This is a genomic window from Agromyces ramosus (assembly GCF_004216665.1).
GTDB classification, from domain to species: Bacteria; Actinomycetota; Actinomycetes; order Actinomycetales; family Microbacteriaceae; genus Agromyces; species Agromyces ramosus.
Window position 1 is genome coordinate 436076 of the sequence record NZ_SGWY01000002.1, and the last position, 21541, is coordinate 457616.

At 72.2% G+C, this 21541-nt stretch carries 21 protein-coding genes; 13 read left to right on the top strand and 8 right to left on the bottom strand.

The window, feature by feature from the left end:
• Positions 1 to 8 precede the first annotated feature (8 nt).
• Together EV187_RS08605 and EV187_RS08610 are read left to right on the top strand one after the other, a co-directional pair.
• The gene (locus EV187_RS08605) at positions 9 to 1088 is read left to right on the top strand and encodes a lipid II:glycine glycyltransferase FemX (RefSeq protein WP_130352652.1); all 1080 of its coding nucleotides are present in this window, start codon (positions 9 to 11) and stop codon (positions 1086 to 1088) included.
• Between the two features lie 132 nt (positions 1089 to 1220).
• On the top strand, positions 1221 to 2654 hold the full coding sequence (locus EV187_RS08610) for a GH1 family beta-glucosidase (RefSeq protein ID WP_130352653.1): 1434 nt from the start codon (positions 1221 to 1223) through the stop codon (positions 2652 to 2654).
• On the opposite strand, the gene EV187_RS08615 is transcribed toward EV187_RS08610, so the two are convergent.
• The gene (locus tag EV187_RS08615; protein ID WP_130352654.1) at positions 2651 to 3859 is read right to left on the bottom strand and encodes a glutamate--cysteine ligase; all 1209 of its coding nucleotides are present in this window, start codon (positions 3857 to 3859) and stop codon (positions 2651 to 2653) included. The two genes, EV187_RS08610 and EV187_RS08615, sit on opposite strands and share 4 nt — an antisense overlap.
• 223 nt (positions 3860 to 4082) lie before the next feature.
• On the opposite strand from EV187_RS08615, the gene rpsP reads away from it, so the two are divergent.
• From rpsP to EV187_RS08640, 5 genes are all read left to right on the top strand, one after another.
• Positions 4083 to 4502: a 30S ribosomal protein S16 gene (gene rpsP, locus EV187_RS08620; RefSeq protein WP_130352655.1), complete on the top strand. Its 420-nt coding sequence runs from the start codon at positions 4083 to 4085 to the stop codon at positions 4500 to 4502.
• 4 nt (positions 4503 to 4506) lie between these two features.
• A complete protein-coding gene (locus EV187_RS08625; RefSeq protein WP_056651189.1) occupies positions 4507 to 4743 on the top strand; it encodes an RNA-binding protein in 237 nt (78 codons plus the stop codon).
• 1 nt (position 4744) lies between these two features.
• Positions 4745 to 5416 (top strand): ribosome maturation factor RimM, encoded by a 672-nt coding sequence (rimM, locus tag EV187_RS08630; RefSeq protein ID WP_130352656.1) that lies wholly within the window; start codon positions 4745 to 4747, stop codon positions 5414 to 5416.
• A gap of 9 nt (positions 5417 to 5425) precedes the next feature.
• On the top strand, positions 5426 to 6115 hold the full coding sequence (gene trmD, locus EV187_RS08635; protein ID WP_130352657.1) for a tRNA (guanosine(37)-N1)-methyltransferase TrmD: 690 nt from the start codon (positions 5426 to 5428) through the stop codon (positions 6113 to 6115).
• Positions 6116 to 6276: 161 nt separating this feature from the next.
• Positions 6277 to 7038, top strand: coding sequence for a sirohydrochlorin chelatase (locus EV187_RS08640; RefSeq protein WP_242609568.1), 762 nt, complete (start codon positions 6277 to 6279; stop codon positions 7036 to 7038).
• 34 nt (positions 7039 to 7072) lie between these two features.
• On the opposite strand, the gene EV187_RS08645 is transcribed toward EV187_RS08640, so the two are convergent.
• From EV187_RS08645 to nirB, 6 genes are all read right to left on the bottom strand, one after another.
• Positions 7073 to 8680, bottom strand: a complete 1608-nt coding sequence (locus EV187_RS08645) for an FAD-dependent oxidoreductase (protein WP_130352659.1) — start codon at positions 8678 to 8680, stop codon at positions 7073 to 7075.
• A complete protein-coding gene (locus tag EV187_RS08650) occupies positions 8677 to 10788 on the bottom strand; it encodes a molybdopterin oxidoreductase family protein (RefSeq protein WP_130352660.1) in 2112 nt (703 codons plus the stop codon). Before EV187_RS08650 ends, EV187_RS08645 begins: the two co-directional genes overlap by 4 nt.
• A gap of 11 nt (positions 10789 to 10799) precedes the next feature.
• Complete coding sequence (locus EV187_RS08655) at positions 10800 to 12200, bottom strand: MFS transporter (protein WP_130352661.1); 1401 nt, start codon at positions 12198 to 12200, stop codon at positions 10800 to 10802.
• A gap of 138 nt (positions 12201 to 12338) precedes the next feature.
• Entirely contained in the window at positions 12339 to 13469 is a 1131-nt protein-coding gene (locus EV187_RS08660) for a uroporphyrinogen-III synthase (RefSeq protein WP_130352662.1), read from the bottom strand.
• Entirely contained in the window at positions 13466 to 14242 is a 777-nt protein-coding gene (gene cobA / locus EV187_RS08665) for a uroporphyrinogen-III C-methyltransferase (protein WP_130352663.1), read from the bottom strand. The genes EV187_RS08660 and cobA overlap by 4 nt, the downstream gene beginning before the upstream one ends.
• Entirely contained in the window at positions 14239 to 16845 is a 2607-nt protein-coding gene (nirB, locus tag EV187_RS08670) for a nitrite reductase large subunit NirB (protein WP_130352664.1), read from the bottom strand. Before nirB ends, cobA begins: the two co-directional genes overlap by 4 nt.
• Positions 16846 to 17043: 198 nt before the next feature.
• Here nirB and nirD point away from each other — a divergent pair, with 198 nt between their 5' ends.
• The gene (gene nirD / locus EV187_RS08675; protein WP_130352665.1) at positions 17044 to 17394 is read left to right on the top strand and encodes a nitrite reductase small subunit NirD; all 351 of its coding nucleotides are present in this window, start codon (positions 17044 to 17046) and stop codon (positions 17392 to 17394) included.
• Positions 17391 to 18110 carry a sirohydrochlorin chelatase gene (locus EV187_RS08680; RefSeq protein ID WP_130352666.1) on the top strand — a complete coding sequence of 240 codons (720 nt, stop codon included), beginning with the start codon at positions 17391 to 17393 and terminating at the stop codon, positions 18108 to 18110. Before nirD ends, EV187_RS08680 begins: the two co-directional genes overlap by 4 nt.
• Here the strand turns inward: EV187_RS08680 and map are convergent.
• Positions 18094 to 18861 carry a type I methionyl aminopeptidase gene (gene map / locus EV187_RS08685; protein WP_130352667.1) on the bottom strand — a complete coding sequence of 256 codons (768 nt, stop codon included), beginning with the start codon at positions 18859 to 18861 and terminating at the stop codon, positions 18094 to 18096. The two genes, EV187_RS08680 and map, sit on opposite strands and share 17 nt — an antisense overlap.
• Before the next feature lie 86 nt (positions 18862 to 18947).
• Between map and EV187_RS08690 the strand changes: the two genes are divergently transcribed.
• From EV187_RS08690 to EV187_RS08705, 4 genes are all read left to right on the top strand, one after another.
• A complete protein-coding gene (locus EV187_RS08690; protein WP_130352668.1) occupies positions 18948 to 19469 on the top strand; it encodes a hypothetical protein in 522 nt (173 codons plus the stop codon).
• A gap of 199 nt (positions 19470 to 19668) precedes the next feature.
• Positions 19669 to 20016 (top strand): 50S ribosomal protein L19, encoded by a 348-nt coding sequence (rplS, locus tag EV187_RS08695; RefSeq protein WP_130352669.1) that lies wholly within the window; start codon positions 19669 to 19671, stop codon positions 20014 to 20016.
• 92 nt (positions 20017 to 20108) lie between these two features.
• Positions 20109 to 20855 (top strand): signal peptidase I, encoded by a 747-nt coding sequence (lepB, locus tag EV187_RS08700; protein ID WP_130352670.1) that lies wholly within the window; start codon positions 20109 to 20111, stop codon positions 20853 to 20855.
• A 1-nt stretch (position 20856) separates the two neighbouring features.
• On the top strand, positions 20857 to 21540 hold the full coding sequence (locus EV187_RS08705; protein WP_130352671.1) for a ribonuclease HII: 684 nt from the start codon (positions 20857 to 20859) through the stop codon (positions 21538 to 21540).
• Position 21541 lies beyond the last annotated feature (1 nt).

Sequence of the window (21541 nt, forward strand, 5' to 3'; positions counted from 1 at the left end):
CAAGAGCCGTGGTGACCGAAGGCGGGGCGGCATCCGCGCCGGCCACCGCGGTGGATGGAGGCAGAGTGCAGGCGGCCCAGTCGCAGCAGATGGCGGTCGCGTGGGACGACCGCGTTCTCGGCGCGCACAGCACGCCCCATTTCATGCAGTCGAGCACGTGGGAGGCGGTGCGATCGTCCGGTCCGTGGCACGTCTCGCGGCGTGGGCTCGGCACCGATCGTGACTTCCCGGTGCTCGTCTTCGAGCGCCTGGCCGAGGGCTTCGGCCTCTTCCAGCACCTGCCGCGGGTGAGCGGCCTCGCCCCCGCCGACGTCGCACCCCTGACCGAGCGGATCCGGGCCGAGCGCGGCACGGCGTTCGCCACCAAGATCGAGGTGCACCAACCCCGCGATGGGGCACTCGAGGCGGCCTTCCTCGAGCAGGGCTGGCAGCCCGCCAAGGCGTCGCAGTACCGCCACGCGGTCATCGTCGACACCTCCGTCAGCGAGGAGGAGATCCTCGCCAACATGAAGAAGCGCGCCCGCGCCGAGATCCGGGTCGCCGAGCGCCACGGCGTCGTCGTCGGGCGGGCCGAGCTCGATGACGCCAACCGGGCACGCATGATCGACCTCGTCCGCGAGACCGAGGAGCGTTCTGGCGCCTTCTTCCGCGGTGACGGCTACCTCGAGACGGTGTGGTCGGCCTTCGTCGCAGACGACCGCGGCCAGCTCTACTTCGCCCGCTACGACGGCCAGGTCGTCGCCGGCGCCTTCATCGCCCGCTACGGGCCGAACGCCTGGTACAAGGACGGCGGCTCGACGCGCGACCAGCCGCAGCTCATGGCCTCGCGCCTGCTGCAGTGGTGCATCATCCGCGATCTGGCCGCCGACGGCATCGAGCGGTACGACCTGGGCCACGTGCCGCCGCCGGGTGAGCCGGATGCCCCGGGGCAGGGCGTGCTCGTCTTCAAGAGCGCCTTCGCGCGCGACGTGCTGGAGTACATGCCCGCCTTCCAGCTCTCCCACGAGGAGCGAGGGGAGACGTGGCGACGCGGTGAGGGCGCGTTCCTCGCGGCGTACCTCGAGCGCACCGGCGACTACTGGTACTGACCGGGCCGCGGCGAACCGCCGCAGCGCCGTGCGAATCTACTTACAACGCTGTAAGTAACCCGGATGCCGAACGCGCTACAGTGAACCGGGCGGCACAGCGGATGCCGCGACTCGACGACTTGGAGCACCACGATGACGACCGGCTCGGCCGACTACCGCGACGCGGGACTCACCTTCCCCGACGACTTCCTGTTCGGATCGGCCACCGCGTCGTACCAGATCGAGGGCGCCGTGCAGGAGGACGGCCGCGGGCCGTCCATCTGGGACACGTTCAGCCACACGCCGGGCAAGGTGTGGAACGACGACACCGGCGACGTCGCCGACGACCACTACCACCGGCTCGACGCCGACCTCGACCTCATGGCCGACCTCGGCCTCGAAGCGTACCGATTCTCGATCGCGTGGCCCCGCATCCAGCCGACCGGCCGCGGACCGGCCAACGAGGCCGGGCTGGCGTTCTACGAGCGGCTCGTCGACGGGCTCATCGCCCGCGGCATCCGGCCGATCGCGACGCTCTACCACTGGGACCTCCCGCAGGCCCTCGAGGACGAGGGCGGGTGGGCGAACCGCGCCACCGCCGAGGCCTTCGCCGACTACGCCCGCATCGTGGGGGAGCGGCTCGGCGACCGCATCGCGGTGTGGACCACGCTCAACGAGCCGTGGTGCAGCGCCTACCTCGGCTACGGCTCCGGAGCGCACGCGCCCGGCCTGCTCGACGGCGCGAAGGCGCTCGCCGCGGTGCACCATCTCAACCTCGCACACGGGCTCGCGGTCGCGGCGCTGCGCGACGTCGTGACGAACGACCCCGGCTACTCGATCACGCTCAACCTGCACGTGATCCGCCCGTCGGGCCCGACCGGCGCCGAGGCGGCCCGCCGCATCGACGGCCTCGCGAACCGGGTGTTCCTCGGCCCGCTGCTCGACGGCGAGTACCCGGCCGACGTGATCGCCGACACGGCCGAGGTCACCGACTGGTCGTTCGTGAAGCCCGGCGACACCGAGCTCATCCGCCAGCCCATCTCGCTGCTCGGCGTCAACTACTACTCGACCGTCACGGTGCAGATGTGGGACGGCGAGTCGCCGCGGGCCCACGCCGACGGCCACAAGGACATGGGCGGCACACCGTGGCCCGGTTCCGAGGACGTCGAGTTCCTCGTGCAGCCCGGTCCGTACACCGCGATGGGCTGGAACATCGACCCGTCGGGCCTGGAGGACCTGCTCGTCGCGCTGCACGAGGCGTACCCGACGCTGCCGCTGATGGTGACCGAGAACGGCGCGGCGTTCGACGACGTCGTGACCGAGGAGGCCGACGGCCCCGCCGTGCACGACGTCGACCGGATCGACTACCTGCGCCGCCACTTCACGGCCGCGCACCGCGCCATGGCACGCGGCGTCGACCTGCGCGGGTACCAGGTGTGGTCGCTCATGGACAACTTCGAGTGGGGCTACGGCTTCTCCAAGCGCTTCGGCATCGTGCGCGTCGACTACGACACGCTCGAGCGGCTGCCGAAGGACAGCGCGAAGTGGTACGCCGAGCTCATCCGCACGAGGTCGATCCCGGCCTAGGTGGCAGGAACGGGCTCGGCTGAGTCGTCGGGCTCGGCCGAACGGCCCGACGCGGGCGGTTCCACCGGGGACACGCCCTCGCGCAGTTCCCGCGCGAGGTGCGCGACGACCGCGGTGAGGTCGCCGCCCGCGGCCTCGGCGACGCGCAGCTGCCGCTGGTAGCTCGCCCCGCGCTCCAGCGTTGCCCGCACGAGCTGCAGCTCGGCCTGGCAGCCGAGGCGTTCGGCCACCGGCACCAGGGTCGTGATGAGGTCGCGCAGGTCGTCGCCGACGAGCCGCTCGGTGCCCGCGACATCCGTGATGATCTCGGCGTCCATGCCGTACCGTGCGGCGCGCCACTTGTTCTCGCGCACGTACCACGGCTGCAGCACGGTGAGCGTCTCGCCGTCGTCGAGGCGATCGCTCATCCAGTCGACGAGGCACTGCACGAGGGCGCCGATGGCCGCGATCTCGTTCGCGGTCGACACGCCGTCGCAGACGCGCACCTCGACCGTGCCCCACTTCGGGGACGGCCGGATGTCCCAGCGCACCTCGCTGTGGTCCTCGATGACGCCGGTGCGCACGAGGTCGTCGACGTACCGTTCGTAGGCCGGCCAGTCGGGCAGGGGGTAGGGCAGGCCCGCGGTGGGGAGCTGCTGGAACATGAGCGCGCGGTTCGAGGCGTACCCCGTCTCGACGCCGGCCCAGAACGGGCTCGACGCCGAGAGCGCCTGCAGGTGCGGCAGGTAGGCGAGGAGGCCGTCGAGGATGGGCAGGGCCTTGTCGCGGTCGTCGATGCCGACGTGCACGTGGATGCCCCAGATCATCATGTTGCGGCCCCACCAACGCGTGCGGTCGATGAGCTTGTGGTAGCGGGGCTTGTCGGTGAGGTGCTGGTCGTACCACTGGCTGAACGGATGCGATCCGCTGCACACGAGCTCGTACTCGCCGAGCTCGTCGATCACCGCGCGCACCTCGGCGAGCTGGCCCTCGAGGTCGGCGACCGCGTCGGCGACGCGCTCGTGCACGCCGCTCACGAGCTCGACCGTGTTGGTGAGCAGCTCCGACGTGATCGACGGATGCGTCCCGCCCTCGCTGCGCTCGTCGAGCACCTGCAGCACGCGGTCCGCGATCGAGGCCAGCTCGCCGGTGGCGCGGTCGACGATCGCGACCTCCCACTCCAGGCCGATGGTCGACCTGGCCGAGCGGGCGAACTCGATGTGCATGCGCGGAACCCCTCCCGGCCGACGAATGCGCCGATGTCGGCCCATCATGGCATGCGACCCCGGCGATTATCCTTACGACGCGAAATCTGCAAGAATGGTCAGTCGAGTTCTGTACCGCCCGACCCTCTATCCGGCGCACAGGACCCCAGAGAGCTTCCGCCGAGTGTGCACCCCACGCTCACGGCTGTCAGTTCGCCCACCTCACAACATTTTCAGGAGAATTGTGGCTGTCAAGATCCGTCTCAAGCGCCTCGGCAAGATCCGTGCGCCGTACTACCGCATCGTCGTCGCCGACTCGCGCACCAAGCGCGACGGTCGCGTCATCGAGGAGATCGGCAAGTACCACCCCACCCAGAACCCCTCGTTCATCGAGGTCGACTCCGACCGCGCCCAGTACTGGCTCTCCGTCGGCGCGCAGCCGACCGAGCAGGTCGCGGCGATCCTCAAGCTCACGGGCGACTGGGGCAGGTTCAAGGGCGACAAGGACGCCGTCTCGACCGTGCAGGTCGCTGAGCCCAAGGCCGCCTTCGTCGCCGACGAGAAGAAGAAGCCGGTGCTGAAGCCGAAGGCCGACAAGCCCGCGAAGGCCGAGGAGGCCCCTGCCGAGGCCGCAGCCGACGAGACCGCGACGGACGAGGCGTAAGGCCTTGCTCCAGTCCGCGCTCGAACACCTCGTCAAGGGGATCGTCGATCACCCTGACGACGTGAAGGTCGTCTCCGCGTCGAGCGCACGCGGCGAGGTCCTCGAGGTTCACGTGAACCCCGAGGACCTCGGTCGCGTGATCGGGCGCGCCGGCCGCACCGCGAAGGCGCTCCGCACGCTCGTCACGGCGCTCGCCGACGGCCGCCGCGTGCGCGTGGACGTCGTCGACACCGACGACTGACGTGGCCGACGCACCCAGGACGCAGCTCAGGGTCGGCCGCCTCACCAAGGCGCACGGCCTGAAGGGCGCCATCAAGCTCGAGCTCTACACCGACGATCCCGAGCGCCGCTTCGTGCCGGGCGCCGAGTTCTCGTTGCAGGTGCCCGAATCGTCGCCGTGGCACGGCAAGCACCTCGTCCTCCGCGAGCTTCGCTGGTACAACGGCCATCCGGTCGGGTTCTTCGAGGGCGTCGACGACCGCAGCGCCGCCGAGGGCCTCGTCAAGGCCATCCTCTGGGTCGAGCACGTCGACCAGGAGGCACCCGAGCCCGACGCGTGGTACGACCACCAGCTCGTCGGCCTCGCCGTCGTCCGCGACGGGGTGAGGATCGGCGAGGTCACCCATGTCGACCACCTCCCCGCGCAGGACCTCCTCATCGTGAAGTCGAAGGGCCGCGAGGTCATGGTCCCGTTCGTGTCCGCGATCGTGCCCCAGGTCGACATCGCGGCGGGCACCGTGACGGTGACCCCTCCCGCCGGCCTGTTCGAGGAGCTCGTCGACGACGAGGCCGACGAGGCGCAGGTGACGGCGCCGTCCGGGGCGGATGCCACGGCGACGGATGCCACGGCGCGGGTCGAGCCCGCAGGCGACGCGCCCGCCGCATCCGACCGCGGCGACGAACCCGCCGGATAGGCGTCGCGCATGCGGATCGACATCGTCACGATCTTCCCCGAGTTCTTCTCGGTGCTCGACCTCTCGCTCCTCGGCAGGGCGCGCCAGTCCGGGCTCATCGAGGTCGCCACGCACGATCTCCGCGACCACACGCACGACCGCCATCGCACGGTCGACGACACGCCGTACGGCGGCGGCGCCGGCATGGTCATGAAGCCCGAGCCGTGGGGCGAGGCGCTCGACGAGATCGTCGGCGACGGAGCATCCGAGGCCCTGCTCGTGGTGCCGTCGCCCGCGGGCGAGCCGTTCACGCAGGCGATCGCCCGCGAGCTCGCGGCAGAGAAGCACCTCGTGTTCGCCTGCGGCCGGTACGAGGGCATCGACCAGCGCGTCGTCGACCACTACGGCGAGCGGATGCGGGTGCGCCTCGTCAGCCTGGGCGACTACGTGCTCAACGGCGGCGAGGTGGCCGTCATGGCGATGATCGAGGCCGCAGGACGCCTGGTGCCCGGCGTGGTGGGCAACCCCGAGAGCCTCGTCGAGGAATCCCACGAGGACGGCCTCCTCGAGTACCCGAGCTACACGAAGCCCGCATCGTGGCGCGGACTCGACGTGCCGTCCGTGCTGCTCTCGGGCAATCACGGTGCGATCGCCGCGTGGCGGCACGAGCAGCAGGTGGAGCGCACCCGGCGCGTGCGCCCCGAGCTGCTCGAGGGCTGAGGCCGTCGGCGCGGAGCCGGGCGCCCGCCGCCCAGGCGTGCTGCGCACGTGAGGCACTCTTCACCTCCCGGAAACACGCGGGAGCCGTCTGCGAAACACGTCGTGCATAGCGTCGAAATCGGCGGCGAGACCGGATTCCGCCGGGAAGCGCGGTGCGGAAGATGGTCGGGTCGAGCGGTGCCGGTCTGCCGGCGGATGTCCCCGGCGCACATCCCCTCCGCCTGGTCGCGGTCACCCACGGCGCCCCGTCGGCCGAGAACCGCGAGGCGGTGATCCGCCTCGTCGACGGCGTCGCATCCGAGCGGCCGGAGCTCGACGTCTCGATCAGCTTCGTCGACGCCGCGAACCGCGACGTCGCCGCCGCGCTGGCCGCCGCCGCCGAGCCCGACGCGGTCATCGTGCCGCTCGTGCTCTCCGCGGGGTTCCATGTGCGCACCGGGCTCTCGCTCGGGCTGGATCGCATCGGCGGCGGAGCGCAGCTCGCCGACGAGCTCGGCCCCGACGATCGCATCGTCGCCGTGCTCGCCCGGCGGCTCGACGCGCTCGGACTCGACGACGAGGACGCCGTCGTCCTCGCCGCTGCCGGCTCGAACGACCCGCGCGCCGTGCGGGAGTGCTTCGAGACGGCCCGGCGGCTGGCGCACCGGCTCGGCCGGCCGGTGACGGTCGGGTTCATCGCCGCGGCCATCCCACGACTCCCCGACGCGATCGAGATGATCCGCGAGGTGCATCCCGGCGCCCGCGTCGTCGTCGGCGCCTACCTCCTCGCGCCCGGAACCTTCTACGACTCGGCCGCCGGCGCCGGCGGAGACCTCATCGCCGACCCGCTCCTGCTCCCCGGGGAGGCCGCTCCGCACGAGCTCGTCGACCTCGTGCTCGAGCGCTTCGCCGCGGTCGACGCGAACGACTGGGAACCCGCCTGAGTCGAGTCGCCGGCCGCCGGCCGGTGCGCCGTCGTCAGGGCGTGAGGCTCGGCGTCCCGTCGGCCTCCGCCGCGCGCGCGAGCACGTCGGCGATCCGTCCCTTGCAGCCGCCGCAGCCCGTGCCGGCGCGCGTGTCCCGTCCGACGCACTCGACGGTGGTGTTGCCGCACGCGGCCGACTCCTCGATGCGACCGACGGTCACCCCGTTGCACCAGCAGACCGTCGTCGCGGGGGCGAACGCGTCGGCGTCGGCGCTCGGGTCGTAGTCCGGTCCGTCGAACCGGAGCAGGAGCGAGCGATCGGCGGGCAGTTCGCCCCGGCGCTCGAAGAGCAGCGTGAGCTCGGCGGCGGTGCGCGGCATCCCGACGCTGACGAAGCCCGTGAGCGCGCCGTCCTCGGTGACCATCTTCACGTACCGGAGGTGCTCGGGGTCGGCCCACTGAGACACGCGCCGTCGCGGGTGCAGCGCGTCGTCGTCCCACGGGTCGGCGGCGATCTCGCCGACGGCGACGACGTCGATGTGCTCGGCCTTGAGCATCACGATCGGGTCGCGCTCCTCGGGAGCCGCCGCATCCGTGGCGGTGCCCTCGGCCTCGGCGGAGAAGGCGGCCGCGAGCCAGGCGGCCTGCCGCCAGCCCGGCCCGATGAGGCCGGACGGCGCGCCCGGGAGCGTTCGCTGGCCGGCGAGCTCCTCGGTGCGCTCCACCACCTGCGCGCAGTCGCCGATCGCGTACACGTCGGGGTCGCTCCACGACCGCAGGTCTGGGTGCACCACGATGCCGACCGCGGTGCGCAGGCCCGCGAGCGTCGCGAGCTCGTTGCGCGGGCTCACGCCGCACGAGAGCACGAGCAGGTCGCCGCGCAGCTGCTTGCCGTCGGCCGTGACGAGCATGTCGAACCGGCGGCGCCCGTCCGTGCCCGTGCGGAACGCCACCGCCTCGGCCCGGCTGTGGGCGATGACGGTGATGCCCGTGCGGCGGAGGGCCGCCCGCAGCACCTGCCCGCCGCCGCGGTCGAGGTTGCGCGGCATCGGGTGCGGACCGTGGTGCACGACGCAGACCTGGGCGCCGGCGTGCGCGGCGGCGAGCGCGAGCTCGAGTCCGAGCACGCCCGCGCCGAGCACGATGATGCGGCGCCGCTCGCGCACCGCCGCGAGCACGCGGTCGGCGTCGGCGAGGTCGCGCAACGCGGTGATGCCCTCGGGCAGCTCGTCGTCGTGCGCCACGAGGTGGCGCGCGTACTTCTCGAGCGAGGCGAGGTCGCGCCGGTGCCGTTCGACGCCGTCGAGCGTCGGCACGTTGGCGCGGGAACCCGTCGCGAGCACGAGACGGTCGTAGCCCAGCTCCTCGCCGGTGCCCAGCCGCACGAGGCGCGCCGCGCGGTCGATGGAGGTCGCGGCGACGCCGAGGAGCACGCGGGCACCGGCCTCCTCGGCCACGACGCGGTCGCCGACGATCATGGAGTCGAGCTCGGTGTTGCCGACCGCGTACTCCGCCACCAGCACGCGGTTGTACGCCTCGACGTCCTCGCCGGCGACCACGGTGAGCTCGACGACACCGGCGCGCACCGCGGGCAGCAGCTCGTCGACGAAGCGGGCGCCCACGGGTCCGTAGCCGACGAGGACGATCCTGAGTGCGGTCATGCGAGGGCTCCGGCTCCCACGAGGCGCGTGACGCGCACGACGTTCGTCTTGAACTCCGGCATCGACGAGATCGGGTCGACCGCGTCGGACGTCAGCAGGTTCGCCGCCTGCTCGTCGCCGTAGTGGAACGGCAGGAAGACGGCGTCGGGTCGGATGTCGGGCGTGAGCCGCGCCCGGCAGCGCACCGTGCCCCGCCCGTTGGCCAGCTCGAGGTCGTCGCCGTCGGCGATGCCGAGGCGGTCGGCGGTGGCCGGATGCATCGAGGCGAGCGCCTCGGGCTGCGCCTCGTCGAGCTCGGGGACGCGCCGGGTCTGCGCGCCGCTCTGGTAGTGCTCGAGCAGCCGTCCGGTCACGAGCGTGAGCTCGCCCTCGGCCGGACGCGGGCGCGCCGCCTCGCGCACGGACACGGCGACGAGCCGGGCGAGCCCGTCGGCGTGCGCGAAGCGCTCGGCGAAGAGCCGGGGCGTGCCGGCGCTGCCCCTGGGGAACGGCCAGTACGCCGCCTCGCCACGGTCGAGCATGGCGTAGTCGATGCCCGAGTAGTCGGCGATGCCGCCCTCAGACGCGAGCCGCAGCTCCTCGAAGACGAGTTCGGGGTCGGTGTCGAACGTCGCCGTGGAGCCCAGGCGGCGGGCGAGCTCGGAGAGGATCCACAGCTCGTCGCGCACGCCCCCCGGCGGTGTGATGGCACGTCGCCGGCGGAGGATCCGGCCCTCGAGGTTGGTCATCGTGCCCTCCTCCTCTGCCCACTGGGTGACCGGCAGCACGACGTCGGCGAGGGCGGCGGTCTCGGAGAGGAAGAAGTCGCAGACCACGAGCAGGTCGAGCCGGGCGATGCCCTCGCGCACGGCCTCGACGTTCGGCGACGACACCACGAGGTTGGATCCGTGGACGAGCAGTGCGCGAACTCCGCCCGGCCGGCCGAGCGACTGGAGGAGTTCGACGGCGGGCACGCCGGGGCCTGGGATCGCGTCGGGCTCGACGCCCCAGACACCCGCCACGTGGGCGCGTGCGTCGGGGTCGACGATCTTGCGGTAGCCGGGGAGCTGGTCGCATTTCTGCCCGTGCTCGCGCCCGCCCTGCCCGTTGCCCTGTCCGGTGAGCGTTCCGTAGCCGCTGCCCGGGCGCCCGGGCAGGCCGAGGATGAGCGCCAGGTTGATCGCCGCGGTCGCGGTGTCGGTGCCGTCGACGTGCTGCTCGACCCCGCGGCCCGTGAGGATGTACGTGCCCTCGCCCGATGCCAACCGGCGCGCGAGCCGGCGGAGGGTGAGTGCGGGGACGCCCGTGACCGACTGCACCCGCTCGGGCCACCAGGAGGCGACGCTGCGGCGCACCGCGTCGAATCCGGTCGTGCGTGCGTCGACGTAGTCCGCGTCGGCGAGGCGCTCCGCGATCACCACGTGGGTGAGGCCCAGGAGGAGGGCGAGGTCCGTGCCGGGAGCCGGCTGGACGTGCAGGCCCCGTCCGTCGTCGGTGAGGCGCGCCGTCGCGGTGCGTCGCGGGTCGACGACGACGAGCCCGCCCGCCGCCTGCGCCCCCGCCAGGTGGCCGATGAAGGGCGGCATCGTCTCGGCGACGTTGGTGCCGAGGAGCAGGATCGTGGAGGCCCCGTCGAGGTCCTCGAGCGGGAACGGGAGGCCGCGGTCGATTCCGAACGCGCGGTTGCCGGCGGCCGCGGCCGAGGACATGCAGTAGCGCCCGTTGTAGTCGATGCGGCTCGTACCGAGCGCGAGCCGCGCGAACTTGCCGAGCACGTAGGCCTTCTCGTTCGTGAGCCCGCCGCCGCCGAAGACCCCGACCGCGTCGGCGCCGTGTGCCGAGCGGATGCCGCGGAGCGAGCCTGCGACGAGGTCGAGGGCGTCGCCCCAGCTCGCCTCGTGGAACGCGCCGTCGGCGCCCCGCACGAGCGGGGCGCCGAGGCGGGAGGGTGCGCGGAGCAGCTCCGCGGACGTCCAGCCCTTCTTGCACAGGCCGCCGCGATTCGTGGGGAAGTCGCGGCCGGCGACCGTCACGGGCGGGGCCGTGCGACCCGCGGCATCCATCGGGGTGAGGGTCATCGCGCACTGCAGGGCGCAGTACGGGCAGTGCGAGGGAGCGGGATGGGTCACGTGGTCTCGATTCAGATGTTGTGAGCGCGCAGGCGGTCCGAGCGCACGTACACCACGTAGGTGAGCACGAGGAGCACGGCGTATCCGACGACGAAGCCGAGGAATGCGCCGGCATAGCCGCCGGTGGCCTGGAACGAGAGGTTGAGGGCCTGCGGGATGAGGAAGCCGCCGTAGGCGCCGATGGCCGAGATCAGGCCGAGTGCCGCCGCGGCCTTCCGCTGCGTCGACACGTCGCCCGTGCCGCCGCCGCGTACCGCGAACACCACGGGCACCATGCGGTACGTCGAGCCGTTGCCGATGCCGGCCGACGCGAAGAGCAGCAGGAACAGGCCGAGGAACAGCCAGAAGCTCGCGAACGGCAGCGTCAGCAGCACGGCGAGCGTGATCGTGCCCATCGCCGCGAAGGCGACCATCGTGATGCGGGCCCCGCCGAACCGGTCGGAGAGCCGGCCGCCGTAGGGACGGGCCAGGGACCCGACGAGGGCGCCGAGGAACGCGAGGGGGATGGACGCGCCGCCCACGCCGATCGTCGAGAACTCGGGGAACTGGTCGGCGATGAGCTTCGGGAACACGCTCGCGAAGCCGATGAACGACCCGAAGGTGCCGATGTAGAGCACGGACATGATCCAGAGGTGTGGCTCCTTGAGGGCCGCGGCCGAGCCCGCGAAGTCGGCCTTCGCGTTGGAGAGGTTGTCCATGTATCGCGCGGCGCCGAACATCGCGAGCAGGATGAAGGGGATCCAGATCCAGCCGGCGAGGGGCAGGTTCAGCGTGGCCGCCGCACCGATCGTGATCACGAGCGGCACCACGAACTGCGCGACGGATGCACCGAGGTTGCCGCCTGCGGCATTGAGGCCGAGCGCCCAGCCCTTCTCCTTCTGCGGGTAGAAGTACGTGATGTTCGACATCGAGCTGGCGAAGTTGCCGCCGCCGAAGCCGGCGAGCGCCGCGGCGGCGAGGAGCACGCCGAACGGCGTCTCGGGGTTCGACACGCAGACGGCCAGCGCGATCGTCGGCAGGAGGAGCAGGGCGGCCGAGACGATGGTCCAGTTGCGGCCGCCGAACTTCGGCACCAGGAACGAGTACGGGAAGCGGAGGGTCGCGCCCACGAGGCTCGGGATCGAGATGAGCCAGAAGATCTCGCCGGTGCCGAGGTCGAACCCGGCCGCGGGGAGCGTCACGGCGACGATGCTCCAGAGCTGCCAGACGACGAACCCGAGGAACTCGGCGAAGATCGACCAACGCAGGTTGCGCCGCGCGATGGTGCGCCCTTCGGTCTCCCACTGCACCTCGTTCTCGGGGTTCCAGTTGTCGATCCACCGTCCGGGCCTCGTGGCGAGCGCGGGTGCGTCGGTCTCGGGGGCGTGCGGTGGTGCGACGTGCGGGGGAGCGGTGCTCACGGTCTCGGTCATCGGTGCCTCCAGGGGGTCGGTCACGGGTCGAACTCGTGCAGCCGACGCTATTGGCGGCGTGTTTCCGCGGATCGGTCCGGTCGTAAACCCTGGGTCTCCACCTGCTCACCCGGGACGGTCGGTCGTGTGAGGTCGTGGTCAGACATCGATCCGGTATCCCCGCTTGACGACGGTGGCGATGAGCCCGGGCACGCCGAGGGTCTGGCGCAGGCGGCTCAGGGCCACCTCGAGCGCGTGCTCGTCGCTCGTGCCCGGCAGGCCGGACGCGAGCCGGTCCCGTCCGACGACGGAGCCGCGCGCCTGGACGAGCGCACGGAGGATCATGAGGGCGACCGGGGCGAGTGCGACGCGTCGGTCGTCGACGTCCACGACCGAGCCGCGCAGCGCGAGCGGTCCGTGTCGGGTGTCGAGGCGCAGGACGCGCGTCGACTCGAGGTGCTCGCACACGAGGCGGATGAGCGCGCCCATGCGGTAGCGCTCGGGTTGGATCGGCGTGATCCCGGCCGCCACGAGCGGCGCCGCCGTCACGGGTCCAACGGCGGCGGCGACGACGGGGCCGCACATGGCGTCGACGAGGTCGTCGTACCGCCCGCGCGCCTCCGCCGCGCCGAACAGGGCGTGCACGGCCGGCGCGCTCGTGAACGTGATGCAGTCGAGGCCTCCGGAGCAGGCAGCCTCGATCAGCCGGTCGACCCGGTCGTCGGCCTCGTCGGTCTCGATCCACCGGTACGGCTCCACGGTGAGCACGCGATCGTGCGCGTCGCGCAGTCGGTCGAGCTGCGAGGGGTTCAGGAACCCGTGCAGCTGCACGGCCACCGTGAGCCCGGCGGGACGGGTGGCGAGCACCTCGTCGATGAGCGATTCGGTCGTCTCCTCCGCGCTCATGCCGACGTCGTTGAGACCGGCGGCACGGATGCCTCCGCGGGCCTTCGGCCCGCGCACGAGGATCGCCGTGTCGGCGAGCGCGTCGACGAGGTCCTCGCCGAGGCCCGCGGCATCCGCGACCTCGAACCACCGGCGGACGCCGTACGCGGTCGTCGCGAGCAGCACGTCGGGGCGCGCCTCGATGATCGTGCGGGTGTCGGCGATCACGGGGTCGTCGGAGATCGCGTTGGCCATGCGCAGCGTGGGCGCGTGCAGCACCTGGGCGCCGCGACGGGCGAGCGCGTCGATGAGGTCGGCCGAGCGCCGGTCGCTCGTGACGCCGATGCGGAAGCCCTCGAGCTGATCGGGCCGGAACCCGGGTGCGCACTCGACGACGTCGGTCACGCGACCACCGCCGCGAAGCCGGCCGCCCGCTCCATGAGCTCGGCGGCGCTCGCGTCGCCATCGTGCGCGAGGCGGACGACCTCGCCGACGACGACGACGGCGGGTGAGGTCACTCCGGCCCGTCCGGCGGCGAACACGATGTCGGTGAGGTCGCCGACCGTCGTGCGCTGGTCGGCGTGGAAGCCGCGCTCGACGATCGCCACCGGCATCGCGGCCGGCATCCCGAACCGTGCGAGGCCGGCCGTGAGCGACGGCAGCGAGTTCACGCCCATCAGCACCACGATCGTGCCGCCGAGGCCGGCCAGGTGCTCGAGCTCGGCGTCCGTGAGCGGTGCGTGGCCCGAGACGACCGTGAACAGGTGGCTGACGCCGCGGTGCGTGAGGGGGATGCCGGCGGCGCCGGGCACCGAGATGGCGCTGGTGACACCGGGGATGACCGCGACGCGCACGCCCGCACGGTGGCACGCGAGCACCTCCTCGCTGCCGCGGCCGAGCACGTAGGGATCGCCGCCCTTGAGCCGGACGGCGTGGCGTCCGGCGAGCGCGTGCCCGACCAGCAGCGCCTCGATCTCGTGCTGCGGGATGGCGTGGTGGCCGGGGCGCTTGCCGACGTCGACGAGTTCGGCCGTCGAGGCGTACTCCGCGAGGGCCTCGTACGGGGCCAGTCGGTCGTAGAGCACGACGTCGGCCGCCTCCAGGGCGCGCACCGCCGCGACCGTGAGGAGGTCGGCTCGGCCGGGTCCGCCGCCGACGAGGGTCACCCGGCCCGTCATGCGCCCGCCCCTCGCACCGGGATGGTGGTTCCGGCGACGAGCACGGCCTCGCCGCGCTCGCGCTCCTCGGCGGTGGCCGGGCGGAACTGGTCGCGCTCCGGCACTCGCGCGATCGAGGGGTCGGGCGTGTCCGGCGCGTTCACGAAGGAGCGGAACCGGCGGAGGCGGTCGGGATCGGCGAGCGTCGCCGCCCACTCGTCCTCGTAGGTGTCGACGTGCCGGTCCATCGCCCGCTCCAGCTCGACGGCGAGGCCGAGCGAGTCGTTCACGACGACGTCCCGCACGTGGTCGAGTCCGCCCTCGAGGTCCTCGATCCAGCGCGCGGTGCGCTGCAGCCGATCAGCGGTGCGAACGTAGTACATGATGTAGCGGTCGATGTACCGGAGCAGGGTCTCGTCGTCGAGGTCGCTCGCGAGGAGCTGCGCATGCGCGGGCTGGAAGCCCCCGTTGCCGCCCACGTAGAGGTTCCAGCCCTGGTCGGTGGCGATCACGCCGACGTCCTTGCCGCGCGCCTCCGCGCACTCGCGGGCGCATCCCGAGACGCCGAACTTCAGCTTGTGCGGTGAGCGGAGGCCGCGGTAGCGCAGCTCGAGCTGCACGGCCATGGCCACGGAGTCCTGCACGCCGTAGCGGCACCACGTGGAGCCGACGCAGCTCTTCACGTTGCGCAGCGCCTTGCCGTACGCCTGGCCGGATTCGAACCCGGCGTCGACGAGGCGCTTCCAGATCTCGGGCAGCTGGTCGAGTCGCGCACCGAAGAGGTCGATGCGCTGGCCGCCGGTGATCTTCGTGTAGAGCCCGAAGTCGGTGGCCACCTGCGCGATGACCGCCAGCTTCTGCGGCGTGATCTCCCCGGCGGGGATGCGCGGCACGACCGAGTAGGTGCCGTCCTTCTGCATGTTGGCCATGGCGCGGTCGTTCGTGTCCTGCAGCCCGCCGCGGCCCCCGTCGAGGATGTACGAGCCGTGCTGGGTGGCGAGGATGGAACCGATGACCGGCTTGCACACGTCGCAGCCGCGGCCGGTGCCCAGGCGGGCGATGATCTCGTCGAAGGAGGTGAGCTCGAGCACCCGCACGGACTCGAACAGCTCCTGGCGCGAGAGCTCGAAGTGCTCGCAGAGCGCACGCGAGGGCGTGACGCCCGACTTCGTCAGCTCGGCCTCGAGCAGCTTCTTCACGAGGGGCACGCACGATCCGCACTGGGTGCCGGCGCGCGTGCACGTCTTCAGCGCCCCGAGCTCCGTGCAGCCCTCGGCGTGCTCGTCCCCGTTCACGGCGTCGCGGATCGTGCCCGCGGTCACGTTGTTGCAGGCGCAGACGAGGGCCGCCGCCGGCAGCTCGTCGCCGGCCGGCGCCTCCATCCCCGACGCCGAGAGGTAGGCGGCCGGCTCGCTCGACAGTTGCGTGCCGAGGAGGGGCCGCAGCGAGGCGTACGGCGAGGCGTCGCCCACGAAGATGCCGCCGAGCAGCGTCTTCGCGTCGTCGGTCATGACGAGCTTCTGGTAGAGGCCGCGGGCGGGGTCGGCGTAGACGATCTCGAGGGCCTGCTCGGTGCGGGCGAGCGCGTCGCCGAAGCTCGCCACGTCCACGCCCGAGAGCTTCAGCTTGGTGGCGTCGTCGACGCTCGTGAACTCGGCCGCCCCGCCGAGGAGACGGTCGGCGACGACCTCGGCCATCGCGTTCGCCGGGGCCACGAGGCCGGTGCACCGGCCCTCGAAGCTCGCGACCTCGCCGATGGCCCAGACGTTCGGGGCGGATGCCGCGCACGAGGTGCTGATCGCGACGCCGCCGCGCGGGCCGAGCTCGAGGCCGAGGTCGCGGGCGAGCTCGTCGCGGGGGCTGATGCCGATGGCGAAGACGAGGAGGTCGGCCGCGATGACGCGGCCGTTCGTGAGCTCCACGCCCACGACGGCGCCGTCCTCGGCGAGGATCGCGGCCGGACGCGTGCCCAGGTGGAGCCCGATGCCCTGGCCGGCGATGATCCGGCCGAGCGCGCGGCCCGCGCCCTCGTCGAGCTGCGCCGACATGAGCCACCCCCCGGAGTGCACCACCGCGGTGTGCGAGCCGAGCTTGGCGAGGCCGCCGGCCGCCTCGAGGCCGAGGAGGCCGCCGCCGGCGACGACGACCTGCGCGGGGCGCCCGTGCCGTTCGGCGAGCTCGCGGGTCTCGGCGACCAAGGCGTCGACGTCGTCGATCGTGCGGTACACCCGGGCGTGCTCGCTGCCCGGGAGCTCGGGGACCGGCGCGCTCGAGCCCGTGGCGAGCACGAGCTCGTCCCACGCGAGCACGAGTCCGCCCGAAGTGGTCGCCGTGCGCGCCGCCTCGTCGACCGCCACGACGCGCTCGCCCGTGATGAGCCGGATGTGGCCGTCGTCCCACATCGAGGTCGGCTCGAGGGTCAGGTCGGTCGCGGCATCCGCGAGCCGGGTGCTCAACGCGACGCGGTCGTAGGGTCGGTGGACCTCCTCGCCGACGACGGTGACGCGGAGGGCGCGGTCGGTGTCGCGGGCGTGCAGGCTGTCGGCGAGTCGGTGCGCTGCGGGCCCGCCGCCGACGATGACGACGTCGCGCACACCGGTCGCGGCGTGGGTGGTCTCGGTCATGCTGCCTCCGGGGCTCGGTTGCAGGCGAGCGTACGACCGGGCGGTTTCGGCCCTGTTACGTCGACGTAACCGCGGTGGCACGCGAACGCACGTCGGCTCCGACGGGATGTGAGGCGGGTTTCACCTCGGGGAAACACCCGGATGCCGCAGGGGAAACACCCGGGACGTAGTGTCGAGCACACGACGAAAGGAGCCGTGATGCCGCCGACCATCGAGATGACCACGACCTGGGAGCGCACCTGCGAGGTCGACGACCTCGAGCCCGGATGGGGCGAGGTGGCCCTGCTGGGCGCACGCCAGGTCGCCCTCGTGCGGTTCGCCGACGACGAGGTGTACGCGGTGGACCACCACGACCCGCACACCGGCGCGCCCGTGATGGCGCGGGGGATCATCGGCTCGCGCGGCGACCGCCCCACGATCGCCTCGCCGCTGCACAAGGAGGTCTACGACCTCGGCACCGGCGAGTGCTTCACCGACGGGTCGCTCGCGCTCCGCACCTATCGCACGCGCATCGTGGGCGGCATGATCGAGGTGGAGCTCGACGGATGACCCGCGCGCCCGCGGTCGTCGCGGCGTCGCACGGAACGTCCTCGGCCGACGGCCGCGCGGCCGTCGCCGCCCTGGTCGACGCGGTGCGACGAGCGGTGCCGCGGGTGATGGTCGAGGACGCGTTCGTCGACGTGCAGCAGCCCGACGTGGCATCCGTGCTCGACCGCCTCGGCGACCGGCACGCGGCGGTGGTCCTGCCGCTGCTGCTCTCCCCGGGCTACCACGTGCACGTCGACCTGGTTCGCGAGGTGGCGCAGGCGGGCGGTGCGCCCCTCCTCGGGGCGGCCCTCGGACCCGACGACCGCCTCGTCGAGGTGCTCGCCGAGCGGCTGGCGGAGGCCGGCCTGCGCGGCGACGACCGGGTGGTGCTGGCCGCGGCCGGCTCGAGCGACATGCGGGCCGTCGACGACTGCCGCATCGTCGGCCGCCGGCTCGCGGGTCGCCTCGGCCGCCCCGTGGCGGTCGGGTTCCTGTCGGCGGCACGGCCCGGCCTGCGAGACGCGATCGCGCGCACTCGCGCGACGCATCCGGTGTCGCGGGTCGTCGTCTCGAGCTACCTGCTCGCGCCCGGGTACTTCCACGACCTCGCGATCGCGGCGGGCGGTGACGCGACGACCGCGCCGGTCCTCCGAGCGGATGCCGCGCCGCCCGCGTCGCTCGTCGCACTCGTGCTCGACCGCTACGCGGAGGCGCTGGCGGTCAGCCGCGCTGCGTGAGGACGATCGGATCGCCCTCGGTGACGGCGATCGTGTGCTCGGAGTGCGCCCCTCGCGAGCCGTCGGCGCTGCGCAGCGTCCACCCGTCGGGATCGGTGAAGATCCGGTCGGTCGTCTCGAGGAACCACGGCTCGATCGCGATGACGAGACCGGGCCGCAGCGGCAGGCCCCGACCGGGACGCCCGTTGTTGGGCACGTGCGGGTCACCGTGCATCGTGCGCCCGACGCCGTGCCCGCCGAAATCGGTGTTGATCGAGTAGCCCTCGGCCTTCGCCACGTCGGCGATGGCACGCGAGATGTCGCCGATGCGATGGCCGGGCCGTGCGGCGGCGATGCCAGCGTCGAGCGCACGGCGGGTCGTGTCGATGAGGCGCAGGTCCTCGTCGCGGGGCGTGCCGACGACCACCGAGATCGCGGAGTCCGCGACCCAGCCGTCGACGGCCGCCGCGAAGTCGAGGCTCAGCAGGTCGCCGTCGCGCAGCCGGTAGTCGTGGGGGAGTCCGTGCAGCACCGCGTCGTTGACCGAGGTGCAGAGGACCTTCCCGAAGGGGCTCCCGCCGAACGACGGGTGGTAGTCCAGGTAGCAGCTCTCGGCTCCGGCGGAGCGGATCATCCGGTGCGCCAGGGCGTCGAGCTCGAGCAGGTTCACGCCCACCGCGGCCGCCTTCGCGGTCGCCTCCAGCACGCTCGCGACGAAGCGGCCCGCAGGCCGCATCTGCTCGATCTCCGCCGGGGTCCTCAGTTCGATCACGCTCATCCCTTCCGAGTCCATTCTGTCGGGTCCGCCCTGAGTGAACACCCGGTCCGCGTGCAGCGGCGCAGCGTTACGCTGTGGGCATGCTGATCCGGCGTGCGTTCCTCAGGTGGCTGGTCGCGGCGGTCGTCGTACTGCCGATCTGGCTCGCGGTGGGCTGGGCGATCTTCGGAGGCGGAGGCTGGGGCACCTTGGGCCTCATCATCACCGTGCCGATCGCGTTCATCGCCCTCGGCATCGTCGCCCTGCTCGTGTGGGCCCGCCCGACGGTGCGTGCCGAGCGTGCCGTCTCGTGGACCGACGTCGGCGTGGTCGGCGCGTGGCATGCCTCGATCATCGGCATCGGCTTCTACGGCCAGGGGTCGACCTTCTTCGGCGTGGCCGCGATCCTGCTCGCGATCGCCGCGTTCTGGGTGGCGATCTGGCAGCTCGTCTCCGACGGCGCGCGACGGGTGCAGGCCACGATGTCCGAGTTCGAGCGGATCGCCGCCCAGCAGGCGGGTTCGCCGGTTCGGCCCGACGCCCAGGGCGAGATGCCCGCACGACGCCCTCCCTTCGACGACGGCGACGGCGAGGTCATCATCGTGCGCGAGGTGCGCGACTGACGCTGCGGACGGGTGCCCCGAGGCATCCGTCGCCTCGCTTTGGCGCGCAGCGCCGCGGCATGGCACAATAGAGGATTGTGCCGCCGCAGGACTCTGCCTCCGGGGAGTACGCACCGCGCGAATGATCGCGCAGGCGGCACCGGACACTTCCATCATTGATCCGCGTTCGACCGGTGGCGGGCGCAGAGAGCGAACCATCATGCACATCCTCGACCATGTCGACGCCGCGAGCCTGAGGTCGGACATCCCCGACTTCCGCCCCGGCGACACCGTCAAGGTGCACGTCAACATCATCGAAGGCACGCGCTCGCGCATCCAGGTCTTCCAGGGCGTCGTCATCGGCCGCCAGGGTGAGGGCGTGCGCGAGACCTTCACGGTCCGCAAGGTCAGCTTCCAGGTCGGCGTCGAGCGCAAGTTCCCGGTGCACTCGCCGGTCATCGACCACATCGAGGTCGTCACCCGCGGTGACGTCCGTCGCGCGAAGCTGTACTACCTGCGCAAGCTCCGCGGCAAGAAGGCCAAGATCAAGGAGAAGCGCGACAGCTGATCCCACGTGGCGTGACGCCCGCGCGTCGCGAGCGGCACGTCATCGAACCGAGCTCCCCACCCCTAGACTGGGTGGGGAGCTCGGGCGGTTAAATGACAGAAGAAATCAGTACCACGCGGACAGAGCGCGCGGGCTCGGCGTCGGCACGCAGAAAACGCAGCACGCTGCTGTTCCTTCGCGACCTGCTCGTCATCTTCGTGGTGGCCGTGCTCGTCTCGTTCCTCATCAAGACGTTCCTCATCCGGTCGTTCTTCATCCCGTCGCAGTCGATGGAGCAGACCCTGGTGATGGACGACCGGATCATCGTGAACCAGCTGGTGCCCGAGGTGAGCCCGATCGAGCGCGGCGACGTCGTCGTCTTCAAGGATCCGGGCGGATGGCTCCCCGCGCGCGCCGAGACGGTGCAGCCCCCGCTGATCGCCGCGATCGACTGGTTCTTCGCGTTCGTCGGCCTCTCGGCGCCCGACTCCAACGACCACCTCGTCAAGCGGGTCATCGGCCTGCCCGGCGACCACGTGGTCTGCTGCAACGCCCTCGGACAGATGAGCGTCAACGGCGTTCCCCTCGACGAGCCCTACGTCGCGCTGCCGCCGGGTGAGACGAAGGTCTCGCGCGACGACTTCGACCAGGTCGTGCCCGACGACTCGCTCTGGGTGATGGGCGACAACCGCTACAACTCCAAGGACTCCCGCTACAACGGCGAGACGCCGCTCAAGGGCTTCGTGCCCGTCGACAACGTCGTCGGGCGCGCATTCGTGGTGAGCTGGCCGATCAGCCACTGGGCATGGCTCGGCAACTACCCCGAGGTGTACGAGGGCGTCGACGAGGGGTCGGGCTGAGATGACCCCGTCCGCGATCCCCAACCTCAAGGCGGAGCGCGAGCTGTTCGACGGCGGCGCCCCGATGGTCCTCGCGTGCGACGAGGTGGGTCGCGGAGCGCTGGCCGGCCCCGTCACGGTCGGGCTCGTGCTCATCGATGCGTCGGTGCGGCGCATGCCCGCGGGCCTCCGTGACTCGAAGCTGCTGACCGAGCCCCGCCGCGAGGCGATGGCACCGCGTGCGGCGGCATGGGTGCGCGGCTGGGCCGTGGGCGAGGCCTCATCCGCGGAGATCGACGAGCTCGGCATCATGGCGTGCCTCGGGCTCGCCGGCGCTCGCGCCTACGCCGCCCTGACCGCCGCCCAGGAGGTCGCGCTCGACGCCCCGCTCCTGCTCGACGGCAACTACGACTGGCTCAGCCCGTGGATCGAGCGCCGCGCGCGGGTGACCACGCGCATCAAGGCCGACCGCGACTGCGCGTCGGTGGCCGCGGCGTCCGTGATCGCCAAGGTGCACCGCGATGGCGGCATGCGGCGCTCGCACGAGGACTTCCCCGTCTACGGCTGGGACGAGAACAAGGGCTACTCGAGCCGCGGCCACTTCGCCGCCCTCGCCGAGCACGGTCCGAGCGCGCTGCACCGGCACACTTGGCTGCACGAGCGCCCCGAGGAGGCGCAGACGCTCTTCGACCTCGGCGTAGGATGAG

Bases quoted from the DNA above. Each gene is read 5' to 3' on its own strand.
- EV187_RS08615 (WP_130352654.1), bottom strand. From the start codon at position 3,859: ATGCACATCGAGTTCGCCCGCTCGGCCAGGTCGACCATCGGCCTGGAG.
- EV187_RS08655 (WP_130352661.1), bottom strand. From the start codon at position 12,200: ATGACCGAGACCGTGAGCACCGCTCCCCCGCACGTCGCACCACCGCAC.
- EV187_RS08705 (WP_130352671.1), top strand. From the start codon at position 20,857: ATGACCCCGTCCGCGATCCCCAACCTCAAGGCGGAGCGCGAGCTGTTC.
- nirD (WP_130352665.1), top strand. From the start codon at position 17,044: ATGCCGCCGACCATCGAGATGACCACGACCTGGGAGCGCACCTGCGAG.
- rplS (WP_130352669.1), top strand. From the start codon at position 19,669: ATGCACATCCTCGACCATGTCGACGCCGCGAGCCTGAGGTCGGACATC.
- cobA (WP_130352663.1), bottom strand. From the start codon at position 14,242: ATGACGGGCCGGGTGACCCTCGTCGGCGGCGGACCCGGCCGAGCCGAC.
- EV187_RS08645 (WP_130352659.1), bottom strand. From the start codon at position 8,680: ATGACCGCACTCAGGATCGTCCTCGTCGGCTACGGACCCGTGGGCGCC.
- lepB (WP_130352670.1), top strand. From the start codon at position 20,109: ATGACAGAAGAAATCAGTACCACGCGGACAGAGCGCGCGGGCTCGGCG.
- EV187_RS08610 (WP_130352653.1), top strand. From the start codon at position 1,221: ATGACGACCGGCTCGGCCGACTACCGCGACGCGGGACTCACCTTCCCC.
- EV187_RS08680 (WP_130352666.1), top strand. From the start codon at position 17,391: ATGACCCGCGCGCCCGCGGTCGTCGCGGCGTCGCACGGAACGTCCTCG.
- trmD (WP_130352657.1), top strand. From the start codon at position 5,426: ATGCGGATCGACATCGTCACGATCTTCCCCGAGTTCTTCTCGGTGCTC.
- nirB (WP_130352664.1), bottom strand. From the start codon at position 16,845: ATGACCGAGACCACCCACGCCGCGACCGGTGTGCGCGACGTCGTCATC.
- EV187_RS08640 (WP_242609568.1), top strand. From the start codon at position 6,277: ATGGTCGGGTCGAGCGGTGCCGGTCTGCCGGCGGATGTCCCCGGCGCA.
- EV187_RS08690 (WP_130352668.1), top strand. From the start codon at position 18,948: ATGCTGATCCGGCGTGCGTTCCTCAGGTGGCTGGTCGCGGCGGTCGTC.